This is a genomic window from Halomonas sp. ANAO-440, from assembly GCF_019915905.1.
Classification (GTDB): domain Bacteria; phylum Pseudomonadota; class Gammaproteobacteria; order Pseudomonadales; family Halomonadaceae; genus Halomonas; species Halomonas chromatireducens.
On the sequence record NZ_JAHXBV010000024.1, the window covers coordinates 101,536 to 120,637 of the forward strand.

The window sequence follows — 19,102 nt, forward strand, 5'->3', positions numbered from 1 at the left end:
ACAGTTCCCGCACACGCTGGATGGGAGTGGGGCATTCTCCTTCGAGGGACTCGGCCGAGGCAGCGCATGATGCGATAGCCAAGGCATTGGCGGGGCGCCAGCCCAAGGCGCTGCTGCTTTTTTGTTCCTCCTCGCATGACATGCAGGCTGTAGCTCTAGCCGCGCAATCTGAAACAAGTGAAGAAGTCGTGGTGGCCGGGTGCAGCACGGCAGGCGAGATATGCGGGCTGACCGCAGCATCGCGCAGCCTGGTGGCAATTGCACTTGGCGGTGAAGGCTTCGCCGTCCGCAGCAGCGTCGGCTTTCTCGAAGAGGGACCGCGAGAAGCAGGTCGCCTAGCGGCTCAGGCTCTCCTGGGTATCGAAAGTCCTCACAAGGCTCTGGTGCTGCTCAGCGAGGGCCTTGGCGGGCTGCGTACCGAGCTGATTCGGGGTGCCTACGGCGTGGCTGGTGCCTCGGTCCCTCTGGTGGGTGGCTGTGCCGGTGACGACCTTGCCTTGAAACAAACCTTCCAGTTGCATCGCGGCCAGGTGCTGACGCAGGCGGTCATCGGTATCGCGATAGGTTCCAATGCTCCCATGTCGGTTGCGGTAGGGCACGGTTGTCATCGCATCAGCGAGCCGGTTGTGGTTACCGAGAGCGACGGGACCTGGATCCAGCGGCTGAATGACGAACCAGCGCTCGACTATTTCCTGAAAGCCGTAAATGCTCCCGAAGAGGCGTATCACAGCGGGGACGCACTGCTGTACGGCGGGCTTGACCACATGCTGGGGCTGCTGCGTCCAGGGGGAGAGGAGATCCGCGCGACGGTGGGAGCCGATTATGTCGAGCGCGCGCTGCTGTGCGGGGACGTTCCCAAGGGCACCCTGGTTGCGATCATGAAAGGCACGGCGGAGTCGACCCTCATCGGTACTCAGCACGCGTGTCAGCGTGCCAGGGTATTATTGGGTGAGCATGAGGCCCTTGGTGTGCTCGCCTTCGAATGCGTCGCGCGCCTCTCGCTACTGAACCAGGCCGGCCTCGACTCTGGACTGAAAATCATTGCCGAGGCCTTTCCCCAGGCGGCGTTGGGTGGCTTCTATACGTATGGCGAGTTCGCTCGCGACAGCGGCTCGCGAGGCATTCACAATGCCACTCTGGCACTTCTGGTGCTGACATGAGCCTGTCTGCTCACGATCTTCAATCACCTCACCAACTGGTCGAATTTCTTACCGCCATCAGTCGATGCGAGAACGTTATAGAAGCTACCCGCACAGGGGCAGAGCTGATCGCGGAGGAGTTCGATGCCGAAGTCGGCGCGGTGATCAGCAACGGGAAGGTGGTAGCCGCCATTGGTTTCGGTCAGCAAAGCGTACCGGAATCATCGCTCAAGTCGGTGTCAACCGGTACCGGTCAGGCAACCTTCGAAACCGTTGGCCCATGTCATACTCTGGCTGCGGATTGGCATGCTGGCGTTGTTGGCAGGCTGATCGTGGCAAGATGCCAGGGAGGGTTCGGCTACGCTGAGCGGCAACTGCTGCTTGGCATGGCCGGTGCCTTCGGTCTGGCACTCGACATGATTACTGTCCTCGAGCGTCAACGGCGGGAGCAGAAGGTACTCGAGGTGCTCCTTGGCATTCAGCGTGCCATCTCGCATCGTGCACCGCTGCCTGACATCCTCGAAGCGGTGACCCAGGGAGCCAGCCAGGTGCTTCGCGGCCGGCCGGTTTCACTGTTACTCGAAGATGCTCAGGACCCCGGCTATCCGATCATGTCAGGGGCTGACCTCTCCTCGTCCACTGAGACGGCTCGTGCAACGGTCCATATTCATGGTGTAACAGCGGGTACCCTTGTCGTCGAAGTTGGTGATGAATTCCTGGACAACGAAAGTGACCAGGCACTTCTGAGCACCTTCGCCGAACATGCCAGCCTGGCACTCGCCGATGCGCGCAGCCTGGAGGAGATGCAGAAAGCCTTTCGGGATCCGCTCACGGGGCTGCCCAACCGCCGCCTCTTCCTCGATCGCTTGTCTCAGGTACTGCGCCACCACAAACCGGGCCAGCCCGGGCCCGCTGTACTCTTCATCGACCTCGACCGCTTCAAGGCCATCAACGACACCATGGGGCACGATGCCGGCGACGAATTGCTGTGTGATGTGGCCGAGCGAATCCGCAGCGTGATTCGTGCCGACTCGACGGCCGCACGCTTTGGCGGCGATGAATTTGCCGTATTGATCAATGAGGATTACCCCTCGCAAAATACGGCAGCCCATGTCGGCGAGCGCATCATCGAGGCGCTCAGGCAGCCCTTCAGTCTGAATGGTCAGTTGGCTTACATCGGCGGCACAGTGGGGGTCGCCCACGCCGAGGTTCCGGGCCTCAGGGCGGACGTTATGCTGCGCAATGCCGATATCGCCATGTACCGCGGCAAGGCTATCGGTCGCAATGTTGTCATCACCTATCTTCCGGCCATGGCGGAAGCGCTCCTTGAGCGCCAGACGTTGCAGACCCACCTGCAAAGTGCGCTTGCGCACGATGAGCTGCTACTGCATTACCAGCCCATTGTGGAGCTGGGCAGCGGGCGACCCAAGAGCCTGGAGGCGCTGCTGCGCTGGCAGCACCCCTCCCGCGGCCTGGTGCCACCTTCCGATTTCATTCCTCTTGCCGAAGAGACCTCAGCCATTGTCGAAATTGGTCGCTGGGTGTTGAACCAGGCGTGTGCTCAACTGGCAGAGTGGCACCATATCGACCCCAGCTTGACCATGAGCGTTAATGTATCGGCACGCCAGCTGCGTCACGGTACCTTCGCTGACGACGTTCAAGCCGCGCTGCGGCTAGCCGGATTGCCGGGTAGTGCGCTGACGCTGGAAATCACGGAAACAGCACTGCTCGAGGACGTGGAGCTGGCGCTTGCCACGCTGAGCACGCTCAAGGAGGTGGGCATATCCTTGGCACTGGACGATTTCGGTACTGGCTATTCGGCGCTGAGCCACCTGCGTGACTTCCCGGTCGACATACTCAAGATCGATCGTTCCTTCGTCTCTTCTGCGACCAGCATGACCGGAAATGACCGACTGGCCGCCATGGTCGTGAGTCTGGGCCATGCCTGTCGACTCATGGTCGTTGCTGAAGGTATCGAGCAGATTGAACAGCTTCAGCGCTTGCGTGAGCTCGGCTGTGACTACGGCCAGGGCTATCACTTCCTGCGACCCGCTGAACCGGCTGCCATCGAGGCCTTTCTCACAGTCTGGGCTTTGAAGCGGTGAAGCTGGCTGGGCCATCTGTCGGTCTGGCAGGAACATATTCCGGATATACAGGATATCGTGATCCCGTGAGGCGACGGTGAAGGAACAGCAGGGTTTTGTGTTGACCCGCCATTGGCGGGATACACACGCAGGTACCGAAGTTACCTTCTGGCTGGCGACCGATGCTGGCCCGTGCCATGTGCGTCTCCCGGCGCAGCCTTCGGTGGCCTTCATTCCCGTCGAGCAGCGCGTTCAGGCGGAAGTCCTGCTGCATGGCGAACGGGACGTCGAGCTGCGCCCGCTCAAGCTGCGTGATTTCCAGCAGCGCCCGGTGCTGGGGCTCTACTGCCGCCAGTATCGACAGCTGATGAATCTGGAGAAACGGCTGCGCGAGGCCGGTATCGATGTCTTCGAGGCGGATGTTCGTCCACCTGAGCGCTACTTGATGGAGCGCTATATCACCGCTCCAGTATGGTTCGCGGACCAAGAGACTTCCCGGAGTGCATTGATCGAGACCCAGCTCAAGCCGGCGCCTGAGTACCGGCCACGGCTCAGGCTGGCGTCCTTGGACATCGAGACCAGCGAGCGGGGTGATCTCTACTCCATTGCCCTTGAGGGCTGCGGTCAGCGCCAGGTCTTCATGCTGGGACCGGCGAATGGGGGGGAGGCAGCGTCGGGCGATGCGCCCGAGTCCCGGGACTTTTCCCTGCTCTACTGCGATGACCGCAAGGCGCTGCTGGTCCGATTGAATGAATGGATCGCACGGCACGACCCGGATGCGATCATTGGCTGGAACCTGGTGCAGTTCGATCTGCGAATCCTGCAGCGCCATGCTGAGCAGCTCGGCGTGCCGATAGTGATGGGCCGTGGCGGCGAGCCCATGGAGTGGCGAGCCCACGGTAGCAACGCCAACCACTTTTTCGCCTCGGCCGCTGGGCGGCTGATCATTGACGGTATCGAGATGCTGCGCCAGGCAACCTGGCGTTTCGCTTCGTTCAGCCTGGAGCATGTTGCCCAGGAGCTGTTGGGCGAGGGCAAGGCCATCGACAGCCCCTACCAGCGCATGGATGAGATCAACCGCATGTTCGCCGAGGACAAGCCCCGGCTTGCCCGTTATAACCTCAAGGATTGCGAGCTGGTCACGCGCATCTTTGCCAAGACCGAGCTGATCGATTTCCTGCTCGAGCGGGCCGCGGTGACCGGCCTGCCCGCCGACCGGAGCGGCGGCTCGGTGGCGGCATTCTCTCACCTCTACCTGCCGCGCATGCATCGGCTCGGCTACGTCGCCCCCAATCTTGCGCCACGCCACGGCGTGGGAGTGAGCGAGGAGAGCCCCGGCGGTTTCGTGATGGACTCACGGCCCGGGCTCTACGACTCGGTGCTGGTACTGGATTTCAAGAGCCTGTATCCCTCGATCATCCGCACCTTCCTGATCGACCCGGTAGGGCTGGTGGAGGGCCTTGGTGAGCCGGAGGAGGATAGCGTGCCCGGCTTCCGAGGGGCCCGTTTTTCACGCACGCAGCACGCCCTGCCCGGTATCGTCGAGCGGGTGTGGCAGGGCCGCGAGGCGGCCAAGCGCGACCGCAACGCGCCCCTGTCCCAGGCGTTGAAGATCATCATGAACGCCTTCTATGGTGTATTGGGTTCCCGGGGTTGTCGTTTCTTCGATCCACGGCTCGCCTCGTCGATTACCCTGCGCGGCCACACCATCATGCATCGGACGCGGGAGCTGATCGAAGAGAAGGGATATACCGTTATCTACGGTGACACCGACTCGACCTTCGTCTCGCTCGGCGGCCAAAGAAGCGAGGCGGAGGCCGGTGCCATCGGGCGTGATCTCGCTGCGAGCGTCAATCGCTGGTGGAACGAACACCTGGCATCGACCCTGGCTCTGGAAAGTAGACTGGAATTGCAGTTCGAAACCCACTACTGCCGCTTCCTCATGCCCACCATCCGCGGTGCCGAGCAGGGCAGCAAGAAGCGCTATGCCGGGCTGGTGCGCGGAGAGGATGGCGACGAGAGCATCGTCTTCAAGGGTCTCGAGGCGGTGCGCGCGGACTGGTCTCCACTGGCCAAGGTTTTCCAGCAGGAACTGTATCGTCTGGTTTTCACCCTACAGCCGCACCGCGAGTTCGTGAGGGACTACGTGCGGCGCACGCTGGCCGGTGAGTTCGATGAGCGGCTGGTCTATCGCAAGCGGCTGCGACGCAGGCTCGACGACTATCGTCGCAACGTGCCGCCCCATGTGCGTGCGGCGCGGCTGGCCGACGAATACAATCAGCAGCTGGGCCGGCCCAGGCAATACCAGAACGGCGGCTGGATCCGCTATGTGATGACCATGGCGGGTCCTGAGCCACTGGAAACACGGCGATCACCTATTGACTACCATCACTACCTGAGCCGGCAGCTGCAGCCGGTGGCCGATGCCATCCTTCCTTTCATTGGCGATGATTTCTCCGGCCTGGTCGACCAACAGCTGGGGTTGTTCTGACACTGACCGCGCCACCGTTCGTTGGCGGTGTTGCCTTCTGGCTGGCCCCTGGCTCGCACTATTGCAGCCTAGGAATCATTTCGTCCCTCCAGCATTTGCTTCCGCCTTGTCTTAATCCGTTCTTCGTCGAACGTAGCCCCGCTGGCCTCGTGGACTTCCTGCAAGAAGCGCCGGGGCCTGCCTCGCCATTTACCGCTTAGCACCGTGGCGATGGTCAAGGTCTCGAGAACCCAGCGTGTCTCTACCTCGTCGAGCTTGCCGAGTTGGCGTTGATGGCTGGGCCAGTCGATGTCCAGTTGCCTGTCGCTGACGTCGAAGGCATCAAGCAGTCGGGAGAGGAGATAGACGTGATTGGGGTGGGCATCCTGGTTGCGCATGATCATTTCGCCCATGCCCTGGAGGATCACTTCTCTCGCGGTATCGCCTAGCTGATCGAGGTCGGTTTCCAGGCGGTGCATCAAGGTTTCTATCGTATAGGGCCCGAGTGCCTGGACCTTGGCCTTGCGCATGATGCGCCAGGTGATGATGGCGTTCCAGATGGCATAGAGTGGCCCGGTAGCCAGCGGTAGCAACCCGCGCATTGCCATGCGGCCGAAGACACGCCTCAGCAGTACGCGCAGGATGAAACTGCTGACCCCGACCTTCATCCGGTACATGACGGAGATGGCAGCCAGCTTCCACCGGCCCATCTGGGCGTAGGGGTCGATGCCGTAGATACAGTGCCTGGGGCTGGGAAGCTCTAGCGCCACGCGTGACATGCCACTCAGCAGCAGTCGTGCGTGTTCGCTGTCCTGGAGCGGGATGCCGGCGACTTGGCTGGTCTTGGCGACGCCACGCAAGGCGTTCCAGTAGAGGAATAGGATTTCCACCAGGCTGACCATGCCCGCGACCACGGAGAAGCCGGCCCAGTAGGGTAGTTGCTCCATCAGGGTCATGTCTTGCATGCCATCGAGCATGCCCTGGCGCATGAACCACTCCATGCCGCCGATGATGCCCCCCGACAGGATTCCCGCGACAGCCGCCCAGGTTATCGCCCGGTTGTTTGCCCGCTTGAGCGCTTCCCGCTCTTCATTACTGCAATCCTGTGTTGGATAGCGGGCCCTGGGGTACTGTTTTTTCAGATAATCCGCTGCGCGGCGCTCGAGAATATTGGGCTCCGGAGAGTACTGCTGATCCGGGGGTTGGGAGGGTATGGATTCTGCCATTTGAAATAGGCCGCCGTCGGTTGGTTTCAAACTGCGATGCCTTGTCAATCAGGCTGGTTGCAGTCCGTTGGTTCAATTAACGGCTAGGCAGTTGGCGACATCTGGCACGCAGAGCCCCAGGGGCCGCTACGGTGCGGCCCCTGGTGTTGCGCCACTCAGTCGTCACGCCGCATGCAGTTGTCGTAAAACGCCACTGTGGCGGGCCAGTCAGTGAAGATGGCATTAATGCCCACATCCTGAACCAGCACGTCCAGAGTGATCAGCTTGTCGCCTTCCCGGCGTATGACATCCTCGGTGGTGTTGTGGTACCACTGGCCGCCTGCTGCCAGGGGGCCAGAGCGCTCCAGGGTCCAGGTCATCAGCTCGAGTCCCGCTTCCTTGGCACGCTCGGTATAGACCGAAGGGACGATCCGGCTGTCGTCTTCTCCGAAGCCGGGGTTCGAAGCCAGTAGCATCCAGGTCGGCGGGGCGATGGTGTGTACGCCCATCTCGACGAGCTCTTCCATGTTGGGCGACCAGCTGTCCGGGTCCGCGTGGTCGAAGTCGTCGTCGTTGTAGCGCCCGTCCAGGTAGTAGGCCTGTGCGCCGAATTCGGGTTCATTCTCGAGCCAGTACAGCACATCGTCGAGCAGGAAGGATTGGGCATAGACGTCACTGGCGGGGACACCGGCCTCCTTGTACTCATCGATCATCTTCTGGGCATAGTCTTCCTGAGAAAAGCCGTTGAAGGGCATCTCCACGCTGGGCTCCTTGAGCTCCGGCGTCATCTTCACGCCCAGGTCCTTGAACAGCGCAATGGTATCGGCGTGGCTCATCAGGGTGCCGCGGGTGGCGTAGAGATCCGAGCGCCAGCGGGGGTTGCCGTCAAGATACTCCTCGATGCTGGTAGCCTCCCGGTTGGCGCCTTCCATGGTGCCCTGAAGAGTGCGGAATTCGGCCAGGGTGATATCGCTGGTGCAGCACTGGATATCGGCGGCATTGGTCAACTCGCCGCTGTCCGGGTCGAACTCGGGAGGAACGCTGCACTTTTCGACGAGATCGGTCTCGACGATATTGGTGGTGTAGTGCAGGTCGCATTGGCCATGGCGACAGACCAGCTCGTGGTCGGCGGTAAAGGTGACGTCGCACTCGATGATGCCGGCGCCGCCCTGTGCGCCGGCTAGATAGGATTCCAGGGTGTGCTCGGGAAACTTGAGGGGGGCGCCACGATGGGCAATGGTCAGCTCGGAAGGCTGCCAGTCTGTGGTTTCTGCGGCGCAGCGCATCAGTCTCGACTTTAGCTCCCGTTCGCGGCTTGTCTCTTCACTCATGTCATTGACCAGGAACAGTGGGCGCGGACCAAGTGTCACGTTCTTGGCGGCTGCGACAAGGTCATCGTCCCATTCGGGGGCATTGGGGTCGTCGGCGTGGACTGTCAGCGTAAGCATCAGGCAGAGGAGTAGGGCAGTAAGACTGCCCAGCGGGGCCAGGGGTTTCTTGTTCATGGTATGTCTCGCTCGCTTCCTTGTTAGCGGTATGGGGACCCTCCACTGTCAACGCCGCGCATGACAAGCGTATGGCGGTGTGGAGACAGCCAAGGGAACCTTTACTAGCGTAGAAGCTTTGGCGGACTATGCGACCCATGGGCAGGACACGGCCTTCATATCGAGGGTCGCCAGGGTGAGATCAATACCTACGAACGCTGTTCGAAAAAGATTGACTGCAGTGAGAAAGCGATGCTATTTAGCGCTACCGGCAATATCTGCCGGAGCGATCATCGTAACTTCCGAGGGTTTGTGAACATGCCGCTGCGCCGCTGTTTGCCCATTCTGCTGGTGGCTCTCTTCGTCACCGGTTGTGCCAGCAACACCACCATTGCTCCACGTTACACAACAGACAACCCCGATCTCTTGAGAATCGGCGGTGACCGCCCATCCAATCCGGACGTGCGTACGGAAAATGCCGGCTCCTTCTGCGTCGAGATTACCGAACGCTGGAACGAGCACGGCAAGACGCCTGATGGCCAGGTGCTTTGGGCCAAGGACACCCTGCGCAAAGTGGTGCCTTGCCGCTAGGCGTCCTCAACGTCTGATGCTACAGCCAAGCCCGGTGCGTCTGCACCGGGCTTTTTTGATTTCCGGTCGGAACATTTCATGAACGTGACTCGAATATCAAACGTGTGTTTGAATATGGTGTGCCAGGCGCTACCCTGATCGTGGAAGGCCACTTTCTAAACTATGTTGTGTTGTCTAGTCTGCCGCTGGGGTGCATATCGACAGGCCGGGTCGCCGGTAAGGCAGGGGCGGGGGTACTACAGGGAGGTGGAAACATGAAGCCGGCGTTAATGATCTTGGTGACACTGCTGCTAGTGGGCTGCGGTGAACGATCCACCCCGGGGGATGAGGAACGTGCCCCGCGCGTCGTCAAGCTTGTCGAGGTGAGTGGAGACACCCACCTGCCAAGCCGGCGTTTCGTTGGCCGGGTCGAGGCACTGCGGACGGTGGACCTGTCGTTTCGTGTGGGCGGGCAACTGATTGAATTGCCTGCGACCCAGGGCGAGGTGATACCCGAGGGAGAGCTGATCGCGCGTCTCGATCCTGCCGATTATGAGCTGGCGGCAAGGCGTGCAGAGTCGGAATATCAACTGGCCAGTAGGGAAATGGAGAGAACCCGGCAACTGCTCGAGAATCAGTCCATCTCCCAATCCGCTTTCGATGAGATACGTACTACCTATGAGCTTGCCGCCGTGCAGCGCGACAGCGCACGGCAGGATCTCTCCTACACAACCATCAATGCCCCGTTCGATGCGCTTGTGACAAGGCGCCTGATCGAGAACCACAGCAATGTCCAGCCCAATACCGCCATCTTGCGTGTGCAGGATGTGACCGAACTGCGGGTTCGGTTCAATGTGCCTGAGTCGCTCATGCATTACGTGGTCGATCCCGAGCGCTTCGAGGTCGAGGGCGAACTGCTTTCCCTTCCCGGTGAGCGATTTCGCCTGGCGTACCGCGAGCATGTCACGGAGCCCGACGAGGTTGCCCAGACCTACGAGGTTGACTTCGCCATCGTCGATCACGACGCGGTAGCTGCATTCCCGGGCATGACGGTAGCCGTTACGGTGGCGCTGACCGATGCCGTCGAGCATGGTGCGTTGATGGTTCCGCTTGCCGCTCTGGACAAGGACAGTGAAGGCAATTTCCGGGTCTGGATCTACCGGGATGACGATCGGCGGGTCGAGCCGCGTAGCGTTCTGGTGGGTGAGGTGCATGGTGAGACGGTGCCGGTAGTGGCTGGCCTGCAGCCGGGGGAGCGCATCGTTGCGGCGGGTGCTCACCTGCTGCAGGAGGGGGAGCGCGTACGACCGATGGAAGAGTCGCTTTGACCGGGAGCAGGATATGGATATCGCCAGGACATCGATCGAGAGGCCGCTATATACATGGCTGATCGTCGCTATTTGCCTGCTGGGAGGCATCTGGGGCTTCAATAGCCTGGGTAAGCTCGAAGACCCTTCGTTCACCATCCCCAATGCCATCATCACTACCCCGTACCCCGGCGCGACCGCCCAGGAGGTCGAGGAGGAGGTCACCGAGCGCCTGGAGATGGCGATCCAGGAGCTACAGCAGATCGACGTGATCGAGTCGCTGTCGATGCCGGGCCGGTCCGAGATCGAGGTGGAGGTGGCCTCGACCTATCGTAGCCATGAGCTGCCGCAGATCTGGGATGAGTTGCGGCGCAAGGTCAACGATGCCCAGGCCACATTGCCGGAGGGGGCCTCGGCCTCGCGGGTCAACGATGACTTCGGTGAGGTCTATGGCATTTTCTATGCAGTGACCGCGGAGGGCTACTCTCACGACGAGATCCGGGATATCTCGCGCCTTCTTCAGCGCGAGGTGCTGACCGTGCCCAATGTGGCGAGGGTCACTACCGCTGGTGAAAGGGAAGAGACGATCTACATCGAGATTCCCAACGAGCGCCTGACCACACTGGGGATTCCGGTCGATCACGTCATCAACACCATTCAGACCGAGAACCGGGTCACCGACGCGGGCTCGATGCGTATCGGTGATGGTCATGTTCGTATTGTCGCCCGGGCCGGCGTGGATAGCGTGGCCAATATCGAGGCGATTCGCATCGGCCGGCCCGGTACCACAGAGCAGATATCCCTGGTCGATATCGCCAACGTCTACCGGCAGCCGGTTGAAGTGCCGGGGCATGTCATACGCCATAACGGCGAGCAGGCCTTCACCCTGGCTGTGGCGGGAGTGGCGGAAGCCAATATCGTCGAAGTGGGCAATGCCGTCGAGCGTCACCTCGAGTCGCTGGAAGGGCGCATCCCCCTTGGGGTCGAGCTTCACCCCATCTATGAACAGCACCATGTCGTCGATGATTCGATCAATGACTTCCTGATGAACCTGGCGATCTCGGTGACCATCGTGATTGCCGTCCTCTGCCTGTTCATGGGTTGGCGAGTCGGTATGGTCGTCGGCGCTACGCTGCTGCTCACGGTCTTGGGAACGCTGTTCTTCATGTGGATATTCTCCATCGAAATGGAGCGGGTCTCCCTGGGGGCATTGATCATCGCCATGGGCATGCTGGTGGACAACGCCATCGTCGTGGCAGAAGGCATGCTGATCAACATGCAGCGTGGCAAGTCCGTCAAGGAGGCTGCCAGCGAGGCGGCCCGGCGAACCCAGGTCCCTCTGTTGGGAGCCACCGTCATCGGTATCCTGGCCTTCTCCGGCATTGGCCTCTCCGACGATGTCACCGGGGAATTCCTGTTCTCGTTGTTCGCGGTGATCGCGATCTCGCTGCTGCTGAGCTGGGTGCTGGCCATTACCGTCACCCCCCTGTTCGGGCATTACCTATTCCGCGGCGCCGATATCGAGGATGAGAGTGATCCCTATGATGGCCTGGTCTATCGCCTTTATGCCCGTTTCCTGATCGCCGCGGTGCGTCTGCGTGTCTTGACCGTGGCGGTCCTGGTTGCACTTACCGCAGCCTGCATCTGGGGGTTTACCTTTCTGTCGCAGTCGTTCTTCCCCGACTCGAATACGCCGATATTCTACGTCAATTATCAGCTGCCCCAGGGCAGTGATATCCGTGCCACGCAGCGTGATGCCGAGGAAATCGAATCCTACCTGCTGGACAAGCCTGGCATCGAAGCCGTATCGACGTTCATCGGTCGCGGGGCGACCCGGTTCATGTTGACCTATGTTCCCGAGCAGCCCGACCCTGCCTATGCCCAGTTCGTCGTGAGGGCAGAGAGCCTTGAGCGAATCGCTGAACTCGACCCCGAAATCGATGCCGAGTTGCAGGCGGCTTTTCCCGCGGCGAGAGTCAGAACCGAGCGTATCCAGTTCGGTCCCGGGGCAGGGGCGCAGGTCGAGGCGCGTTTCCACGGCAGCGACCCTGCCGTCTTGCGTGGGCTGGCCGATGAAGCCGAGGGCATCATGCGCGCCAACCCCGCTCTGGTCGACGTGCGTCATGACTGGCGCGAGCAGGAGACGGTGGTTGTGCCCACCTTCAACGAGGAGCGCGCACGAATGGCCGGCGTCAGCCGTGACGAACTGGCCCAGACCCTCGAGTTCGCCTCTTCCGGGGTGCGTGCCGGCACCTATCGGGAAGGCGACAACCTTATCCCGATCGTGGCACGCCCGCCCGCTGGCGAACGCCATGATGTCTCGCGGCTGATCGATCGCCTGGTCTGGAGCAATGCCGAACAGCGCTTCATCCCCATTGCCCAGGTGGTCGATGCCTTCGAGACTCAGAGCGAGGAGGCGCAGATACATCGCCGCAACCGGGTGCGGACGCTGACGGTACAGGCGGAGCCGGCACAAGGGCAGACATCGGCGGGCGCGCTGTCGGCGGTTCGCGGCGACATCGAGGCCATGACGCTGCCGCCGGGCTATTCGCTTTCCTGGGGCGGTGAGTACGAGAACTCGACCGACGCCCAGGAATCATTGGCCCGTCAGCTGCCACTGAGTTTCGTCGCGATGCTGCTGGTATCGATACTGCTGTTCGGCAAGTTGCGCCAGCCGCTGATCATCTGGCTGGTGGTGCCGATGTCGATCTGCGGCGTGGTGATCGGGCTGTTGCTGACCGGGCTGCCATTCTCGTTCACGGCCCTGCTGGGCATGCTCAGCCTGTCGGGTATGCTGATGAAGAACGCCATCGTATTGGTGGATGAGATCGATGCCCAGATCCAGTCCGGCAAGGAGCGCCTGGGAGCCCTGATCGATGCCAGCATCAGCCGCCTGCGCCCCGTGGCACTGGCGGCGGGCACCACAAGCCTGGGCATGCTTCCGCTGCTGGCCGATGCCTTCTTCAACAGCATGGCGGTGACGATAATGGCAGGCCTGGCCTTCGCGTCGCTGTTGACGCTGATCGCCGTGCCGGTGCTCTACTCGCTGTTGTTCGGCATTCCCTATCGCCGTGCCAGTTCCCCCGACGAGGAAGGGGAAGCGGCCGAATCCGGGGCGTGATATGCCGGCCTGGCGAAATAAAATACATCCGTCGCGTCGGTGGGCACACAGGTGCTTCTGCCGGGTTGGAGGTGGGGGCGCAGAATCGGCTCCATGCCCTTGAGTACCTGTACCGGTAGCGCCGAGGTGAAACGGAAATTGTCCGATTCACTGCCCGCCACATAGGCGGTGAGCGTGCCGAAATGGTTGTCACCGAGATAGAACACGAAGGTTGCGGTGCGGTTGCGTGCCCTGGAGTCGATGACCTGGCCGCCTCGGGCCACGGTCTCGATACGGTTATTACCGGTGCCGGTCTTGCCGCCCAGGGGCAGGGGTGTTCCATCCTCCAGCGTAAAGCTGCCCTGCAGTCGCCGGGCGGTGCCCCCATCCACCACGCTGGAAAGCGTTTCTCGTAGCGTTGCAGCCACCTCCGGCTCCATGACCTGATGGGCGAGTCGGTCGGAGGGTTGGAAGCGAGTTTCGTAAGGCGTATCCGCCGCGAAATGCAGGTCGTCGATGCGCAGGGTCGGTAGCCGCACACCGTCGTTGAGGATTATTCCCACCAGTTCGGCCAATGCCGCTGGGCGATCCCCGGACGAGCCCACCGCAGTGGCCAGCGAAGGTACAAGGTGCTCGAAGGGGTAGCCCAGGCGCTGCCAGCGCTGATGGATGTCGAGGAAGGCCTCGACTTCCAGCATGGTGCGGATACGCACATCCCTGGCGCTGCGGTGACGGGTCCTGAACAGCCAGTCATAGACTTCCTGGCGCTCCTGCTGGCTGGCGGCGGCAATATCAAAGAAGCTCCCCTCGGGGTTGTCCAGCAGATAGCCGAGCAGCCACAGCTCAAGGGGGTGGACCTGTGCAATATAGCCCTGGTCCGATAGCGAGTAGTTTCCTGGTGCGTGGCGCTCATAGAGGGCGTCAATCGGGAGTTCGCTGCGCTTCGTGGTGGCGGGGAGCCACTCGGCGAGAAAGGTGGCAAAGGCGATGCGGTCGGCCTCGGGGAACAGGTATCGGTGAACCGCCGCCAGTCGTGGCGCGGTAATCCTCAGGCCGCCGAGGAAGGCCTCCAGGCGCTCCTCGGTATCCAGGTCACGATACTTCAGCCAGAAACGCTGCAGGAATACCCGCCCTTCGCGGTCGGCAAAGCGTTGCAGGTATTCCAGTCGGCGAGGGTCCCGGTCATCGTCGAGCAACTGGCTACGATGTTCATTATGGTGCGTGCTGTAGCGAACCAGATCCCGCAGCAGGCGAATAAAGGGCAGGTTGAGCGACTCGCGCATGGCTTCTTTCAGCGTCGGATTACGGCTGTTGTCTTCACGCCGGAAATTACTGAAGGTGTGGCGCCCGCCGCCGGTGAAGTAGGCTTCGCTGGGGCTGGCGGAATAGCGACGCTCCATGGCAGCATCCAGCAGTTCCGCCAGGGAGAGCTCGGGCTGGCTGACCAGGCTATCGACGACCCAGCGACTGAGAACGTCCTGGCGATCCAGTTCCACCTGGCGCAGCGATTCTGCCGATTCACCGGCATAGCGCCGGTGGAGTTCGGCAATGACTTCAAGATAGGTGGCGAGAACCCTGAGCTTGGCGGTGGAGCCGAGTTCCAGCTTGCTGCCCTCGTTGATGTCGAAGGGCTGGCCGGTGTTGTCGGTCTGTACCCGAACGCGGAAGCTGTCCTCGCCGCGCTCATAGAGCGTGAAGCTGTAGCGCACCTCTCGGGTCTTTTCCGGTGCCAGCAGGCGGTCGCCGAACAGGCCGATCTCGCTGGCGAACTCTGGGTCGGCCAGGCGATGAAGATAAGCCGTAACCTCTTCCTGTAGCGCACCATGCAGCGTTGTCCGGGCGCTGAGATCGAGCCTGTCCAGGTCGTAGAATGACTGCCCCAGGAGATTGCCTAGCCGACCGCGGGCCGTCTGCAGGCCCTTGTCCTGATCGATCCTCTGGCCTGGCGGATCGCGTCTGAAGTCGCGGAAAGTCAGGCGCTGCTCGAGAGCGGTGTCACGCAGTGCAGGGGAAATAACGCCTTCGTCGGCCAGGATCCTCAGGTAGCTGTCGGTGAGCTGTTCCAGCCCCGAGCGACCTCCGTTGAGGTACCAGGAGGGCCGTCTCTGAGCAATCATCAGAGCCACGATCTGCCGCAGAGCCAGGCCTTGCTGCGCCAGGTCATCACCGGCATTGTCGCCGCCCGAGAGCGTTCGATTGAAGGTATCGAACTCTTCGCCGAACCACACCCAGAGCGCATCCCCGATACCGTGAACCTCTCCGTATCCCGGAGCGGCTGCCAGTGGCACCGAATTGATGTAGTCCAGCGCCACGTCCTGGCGCGCAGACAGCGTCTGGGGGCCATGCATATAGCTGCGCACGCTGGCCGATATCATTTGGCGCAGCTTCTCCATGGGGGATCCGGTCAGGCCGCCAGGTGAATGGCGGTACTTCTCCAGTTGGGTGGCAAGAGTGCTGCCGCCGGAAGACTGGCCGGTGACATCCAGTGCCCTGCCGACCTGGGATACGGCGGCCATGGTGAAGCGTGGCCAGTCGACGGCTGGATTGGCATACGGCGTGCTGTCATCGAGCAGGTGGCGATTCTCGATGAACAGCAGGACCTGCAGCATCAGCGGTGGGACGTCTTGAAACTGGGGGTAGTGACGCTGTGGATGACGAAACGCATACAGGGTTTCGCCGCGACATTCCTGCAGGGTCAAGCCGGCCTGTGTCTTCTCGATGTAGGGCGGGAAGAACCCGCGTTTGGCATAGTCCAGCAGCGGGGGGGAGAAGCGTGCCTGCTGGGTTATCTCGTAGCCTCTGCTCAGCAGGCGTGACTCGATAGTGGGCAGCTGTGTATAGCCCAGGCGCTGGTCGAAGGGACCATGGCTGGGAAAGTGTATACGGTCACTCTTTCCCGGTGCCAGGGTGTAGCGCAGCGTGCCGGCATAGCGAGAGAGTTCCTGGGCCTGGAAGTGGGAGGTGCGCGCCTCAGCCACAAGAAGGGTGGCCAGAGTCACGGCAAAAAGGGCCAGCAGTACCGTCAACACGATATAGAGTAGCCGGTGAGACCTGGCCGGCAAGGCGGGGGGCGCCAGCGGTGGCTCCTCGATGAAGAGGGATTTTTTCCGACCTGATGAATCTCGTTCGTCCCAGGACGCAGCGGATGAGTTCCGGCGTGACGAACCCTCTTGCGGTGCCATACGCCCCTCCCTCTACCTTTTATACCCCGCTATCTCTTCTTGTAGCCTAGAACGCTGAGAGAAATACAGTAGTTTTACCAACGGTAAAGGCATGCATTTCCCAGGCAGGGGAGCCACCCCCCTCACGGGTTGCCCGAGAGGAGAAGCCAGACGACAAGCCATAGGGCTCAGGCGCCGCGATAGATACCGAAGTGGGTCAGGCCTCGGTCAAGCAGGTGCAGGACTTGCATCCGGCTCATCACGCCCTGGTCACAGTAGAGAAGGTAGCGGCGGTCGGCGGGGAGTGTCTCGGCCTGTGCTTGCAGTGCGTAGAAGGGAATCTGAAGGCATTCGACACTGGGTAGCGTCAAGGGGGTCGTTTCGCGCTCGGTGTCGGGGCGGATATCGATCACGCTGACATTTTCTTCCTGGGCCAGCGCCTGTGCGCTCTGCACGACGAAGAGTGGGGCTTCCGCCTTGGGAGCCACTTGCTCCAGCAGTCGTTCGGAGCGTGTCAGGGTGACATGGTCGATGGCAGCATCGAGTACGCTGAAGTCGAAGTGTTGTTCGGCGGCCACGACGCGGGAACGTTGGGCCTGGGTATTTGGGCGCTGAGAAATCGCCCCACAGACTTCCGGCATCACCTCAGCGAAACGGGCGGTACCAATTCGGCGGGCCGTGTCGATGATGTCCTGCTTGTCCTCGGCGACCAGCGGGCGAAGGATCGGTAGGGCACTTGCCTCGTCGATCAGGGCCAGGTTGGTCAGGCTCTGGCTGGATACCTGGGCTATGGCATCGCCGGTAACCAGCATGGGTATGCGGGCGCGGGCCGCGATGCGACTGGATGCCCGCATCATCATCCGCTTCAGGACCACGCCGATCAGGCCGTCGGGAATGCTGCGCTGAAGCTCGGCGACGACGCCCTCGAACGGTACCGAAAAGAAGTGTACCCGGTGCGAGCGGCCATAGGCTTGCCACAGGTGGTGGCAGACCTCGCGTACGGCCTGTTCATGACCGGCCCCACCTAGATCGAAGAAAAGGAAATGGGTCTTGACCCCGCGCCGTATCATCTTCCAGGCGGCGACAGGAGAGTCATAGCCACCAGAGATCAGCGTCATCGCCTGTCCCTGGACACCCAGCGGATACCCGCCGAGACCGGGACGACGGTGACGGACTATCCGCAGGCGGTTGTCGATGACATCCACACGCACCTCCACATCCGGGCGGCCGAGATTCACTCTGGCACTGGGCACGGCGTCCAGCAGGGCTTGCCCCAGGTGCCGCTCCATCTCTTCGGAGGTGAAATCGTGCCGGCCCCGGCGTTTCACGGTGACGCGAAAGCTGCGGTCGACCAGTGACGCCTGCCAGGCTGCCAGCAAATGCTGGGCGGTATCGTTGAAGGAGAGGAGAGGCAGTTCATCGACGCGCTGCACCTCGTGTATGCCCGGGATACAGGTCAGGGCGTCCTCCACCTGTCGGCCCCACTCCACGGTCGCCATTTCCGGCAGCCTGACATGCAGCGCGTCCCAGCTGCCTTCCACCCGAATGTCATTACCCAGGGGGCGCAGCACATTGCGGACGTTGCTGACCAGGCAGCGGGTCATCTGTCGCCGAACGGAGCGTGACTTGATGGTGATCTCGGGAAATAGCTTGAGCAAATAGTACATCGGTGGGTGCTTGTAAAAGAGGTGTCAAATCAATTGTCTGCCCATTATATCAGGGCCCGGCCCCAGGTTGCAGAAAGGCTCCTGAGCCTGTGGCGTCCTAAGAAGATGCCCGGCCAGGGCCGGGCATCAGGCGATGGGAGGGGGCGTGGCTCAGTAAAGGGCCTGCTCCTCACTGACCACTTCCTTCAGCAGTTCAAGAAACAGCTTGTCGGCTTCGGAGTGATCGGCGGGGTCTTCGGGAATGTGGACGCTGGTTGTGTCGGAGATTTCGTTGGCGATACGTGACACGACGCCCTCCTGGCTCTCTTCGCCGAGGTGACGCCGCGCAATGGCAAGCGACTGCTCGAGGATTTGCGGCTCCTGGAGCATTTTCTTGATGAATCCGCGTAGTTCGTTGATCACGCGTGTTTTCTGGATTTCCGATGCGGACATGGCGGCCTCCTCAAGATGATAGCCGTGTCGGGTATGGGGTGACGATAGCATGTTTGATGGCAGACGGGAGAGGGCCAAAGCGCCTGCCCTGAGTCAAGGGCGGTAAGTGTTGGGGTAGCGTTTACACGGAATGTGTTGGACAAAACGACGACCTCAGTTACGCTACCTTACAAAGTATGCGGCTATCACAAAGAAGACTGATCGGCTCTCATCTAGGCGGTTGATATCAGATGATACTGAAGTGATCCACATAGGGCATCCCGGGTGTGCTGAAATCAGTGCCTGGAAAGAAAGAGGCTCATGGCATGATGCGGTGAATGCCTGTGATAGCAGCCATGTATATGGCCGAGTAAACAGCTCGCAGGAGTAGGCATGATGTCAGTCGTTGGCATGATGTCAGTGATAGAACAGGTTTCGAAAGGGAATCGGGAAAGGATGCACCACCCGCACAGCCGGGTGAGCCCCGAAATAACAATAATATAC

At 61.3% G+C, this 19,102-nt stretch carries 11 protein-coding genes; 6 read left to right on the forward strand and 5 right to left on the reverse strand.

Annotated features, from left to right (window positions below):
* Positions 1-20: 20 nt before the first annotated feature.
* From KZO25_RS15870 to KZO25_RS15880, 3 genes are all read left to right on the forward strand, one after another.
* Positions 21-1,160, forward strand: a complete 1,140-nt coding sequence (locus KZO25_RS15870; RefSeq protein ID WP_262489079.1) for an FIST signal transduction protein — start codon at positions 21-23, stop codon at positions 1,158-1,160.
* Positions 1,157-3,244, forward strand: a complete 2,088-nt coding sequence (locus KZO25_RS15875) for a putative bifunctional diguanylate cyclase/phosphodiesterase (protein WP_223137713.1) — start codon at positions 1,157-1,159, stop codon at positions 3,242-3,244. Before KZO25_RS15870 ends, KZO25_RS15875 begins: the two co-directional genes overlap by 4 nt.
* 76 nt (positions 3,245-3,320) lie before the next feature.
* A complete protein-coding gene (locus KZO25_RS15880; RefSeq protein WP_223137714.1) occupies positions 3,321-5,714 on the forward strand; it encodes a DNA polymerase II in 2,394 nt (797 codons plus the stop codon).
* Between the two features lie 68 nt (positions 5,715-5,782).
* Here the strand turns inward: KZO25_RS15880 and KZO25_RS15885 are convergent, their stop codons facing one another.
* Both KZO25_RS15885 and KZO25_RS15890 read right to left on the reverse strand, forming a co-directional pair.
* On the reverse strand, positions 5,783-6,919 hold the full coding sequence (locus KZO25_RS15885) for an LBF_2804 family protein (RefSeq protein ID WP_223137715.1): 1,137 nt from the start codon (positions 6,917-6,919) through the stop codon (positions 5,783-5,785).
* 155 nt (positions 6,920-7,074) lie between these two features.
* Positions 7,075-8,403 (reverse strand): glycerophosphodiester phosphodiesterase family protein, encoded by a 1,329-nt coding sequence (locus KZO25_RS15890; protein ID WP_262489070.1) that lies wholly within the window; start codon positions 8,401-8,403, stop codon positions 7,075-7,077.
* Between the two features lie 297 nt (positions 8,404-8,700).
* On the opposite strand from KZO25_RS15890, the gene KZO25_RS15895 reads away from it, so the two are divergent.
* From KZO25_RS15895 to KZO25_RS15905, 3 genes are all read left to right on the forward strand, one after another.
* Positions 8,701-8,973, forward strand: coding sequence for a hypothetical protein (locus KZO25_RS15895; protein WP_043511071.1), 273 nt, complete (start codon positions 8,701-8,703; stop codon positions 8,971-8,973).
* A gap of 254 nt (positions 8,974-9,227) precedes the next feature.
* Positions 9,228-10,280 carry an efflux RND transporter periplasmic adaptor subunit gene (locus KZO25_RS15900; protein ID WP_223137716.1) on the forward strand — a complete coding sequence of 351 codons (1,053 nt, stop codon included), beginning with the start codon at positions 9,228-9,230 and terminating at the stop codon, positions 10,278-10,280.
* A 13-nt stretch (positions 10,281-10,293) separates the two neighbouring features.
* A complete protein-coding gene (locus KZO25_RS15905) occupies positions 10,294-13,380 on the forward strand; it encodes an efflux RND transporter permease subunit (protein ID WP_223137717.1) in 3,087 nt (1,028 codons plus the stop codon).
* Here the strand turns inward: KZO25_RS15905 and KZO25_RS15910 are convergent.
* From KZO25_RS15910 to KZO25_RS15920, 3 genes are all read right to left on the reverse strand, one after another.
* The gene (locus KZO25_RS15910; protein WP_223137718.1) at positions 13,323-16,541 is read right to left on the reverse strand and encodes a transglycosylase domain-containing protein; all 3,219 of its coding nucleotides are present in this window, start codon (positions 16,539-16,541) and stop codon (positions 13,323-13,325) included. The two genes, KZO25_RS15905 and KZO25_RS15910, sit on opposite strands and share 58 nt — an antisense overlap.
* 167 nt (positions 16,542-16,708) lie before the next feature.
* Positions 16,709-18,187, reverse strand: a complete 1,479-nt coding sequence (gene thiI, locus KZO25_RS15915) for a tRNA uracil 4-sulfurtransferase ThiI (protein ID WP_223137719.1) — start codon at positions 18,185-18,187, stop codon at positions 16,709-16,711.
* Positions 18,188-18,337: 150 nt separating this feature from the next.
* Positions 18,338-18,619, reverse strand: coding sequence for a hypothetical protein (locus KZO25_RS15920; RefSeq protein WP_066448282.1), 282 nt, complete (start codon positions 18,617-18,619; stop codon positions 18,338-18,340).
* Between the last annotated feature and the right edge of the window lie 483 nt (positions 18,620-19,102).

Bases quoted from the DNA above. Each gene is read 5' to 3' on its own strand.
- KZO25_RS15870 (WP_262489079.1), top strand. From the start codon at position 21: ATGGGAGTGGGGCATTCTCCTTCGAGGGACTCGGCCGAGGCAGCGCAT.
- KZO25_RS15875 (WP_223137713.1), top strand. From the start codon at position 1,157: ATGAGCCTGTCTGCTCACGATCTTCAATCACCTCACCAACTGGTCGAA.
- KZO25_RS15885 (WP_223137715.1), bottom strand. From the start codon at position 6,919: ATGGCAGAATCCATACCCTCCCAACCCCCGGATCAGCAGTACTCTCCG.
- KZO25_RS15890 (WP_262489070.1), bottom strand. From the start codon at position 8,403: ATGAACAAGAAACCCCTGGCCCCGCTGGGCAGTCTTACTGCCCTACTC.
- KZO25_RS15895 (WP_043511071.1), top strand. From the start codon at position 8,701: ATGCCGCTGCGCCGCTGTTTGCCCATTCTGCTGGTGGCTCTCTTCGTC.
- KZO25_RS15900 (WP_223137716.1), top strand. From the start codon at position 9,228: ATGAAGCCGGCGTTAATGATCTTGGTGACACTGCTGCTAGTGGGCTGC.
- KZO25_RS15905 (WP_223137717.1), top strand. From the start codon at position 10,294: ATGGATATCGCCAGGACATCGATCGAGAGGCCGCTATATACATGGCTG.
- KZO25_RS15910 (WP_223137718.1), bottom strand. From the start codon at position 16,541: ATGGCACCGCAAGAGGGTTCGTCACGCCGGAACTCATCCGCTGCGTCC.
- thiI (WP_223137719.1), bottom strand. From the start codon at position 18,187: ATGTACTATTTGCTCAAGCTATTTCCCGAGATCACCATCAAGTCACGC.
- KZO25_RS15920 (WP_066448282.1), bottom strand. From the start codon at position 18,619: ATGTCCGCATCGGAAATCCAGAAAACACGCGTGATCAACGAACTACGC.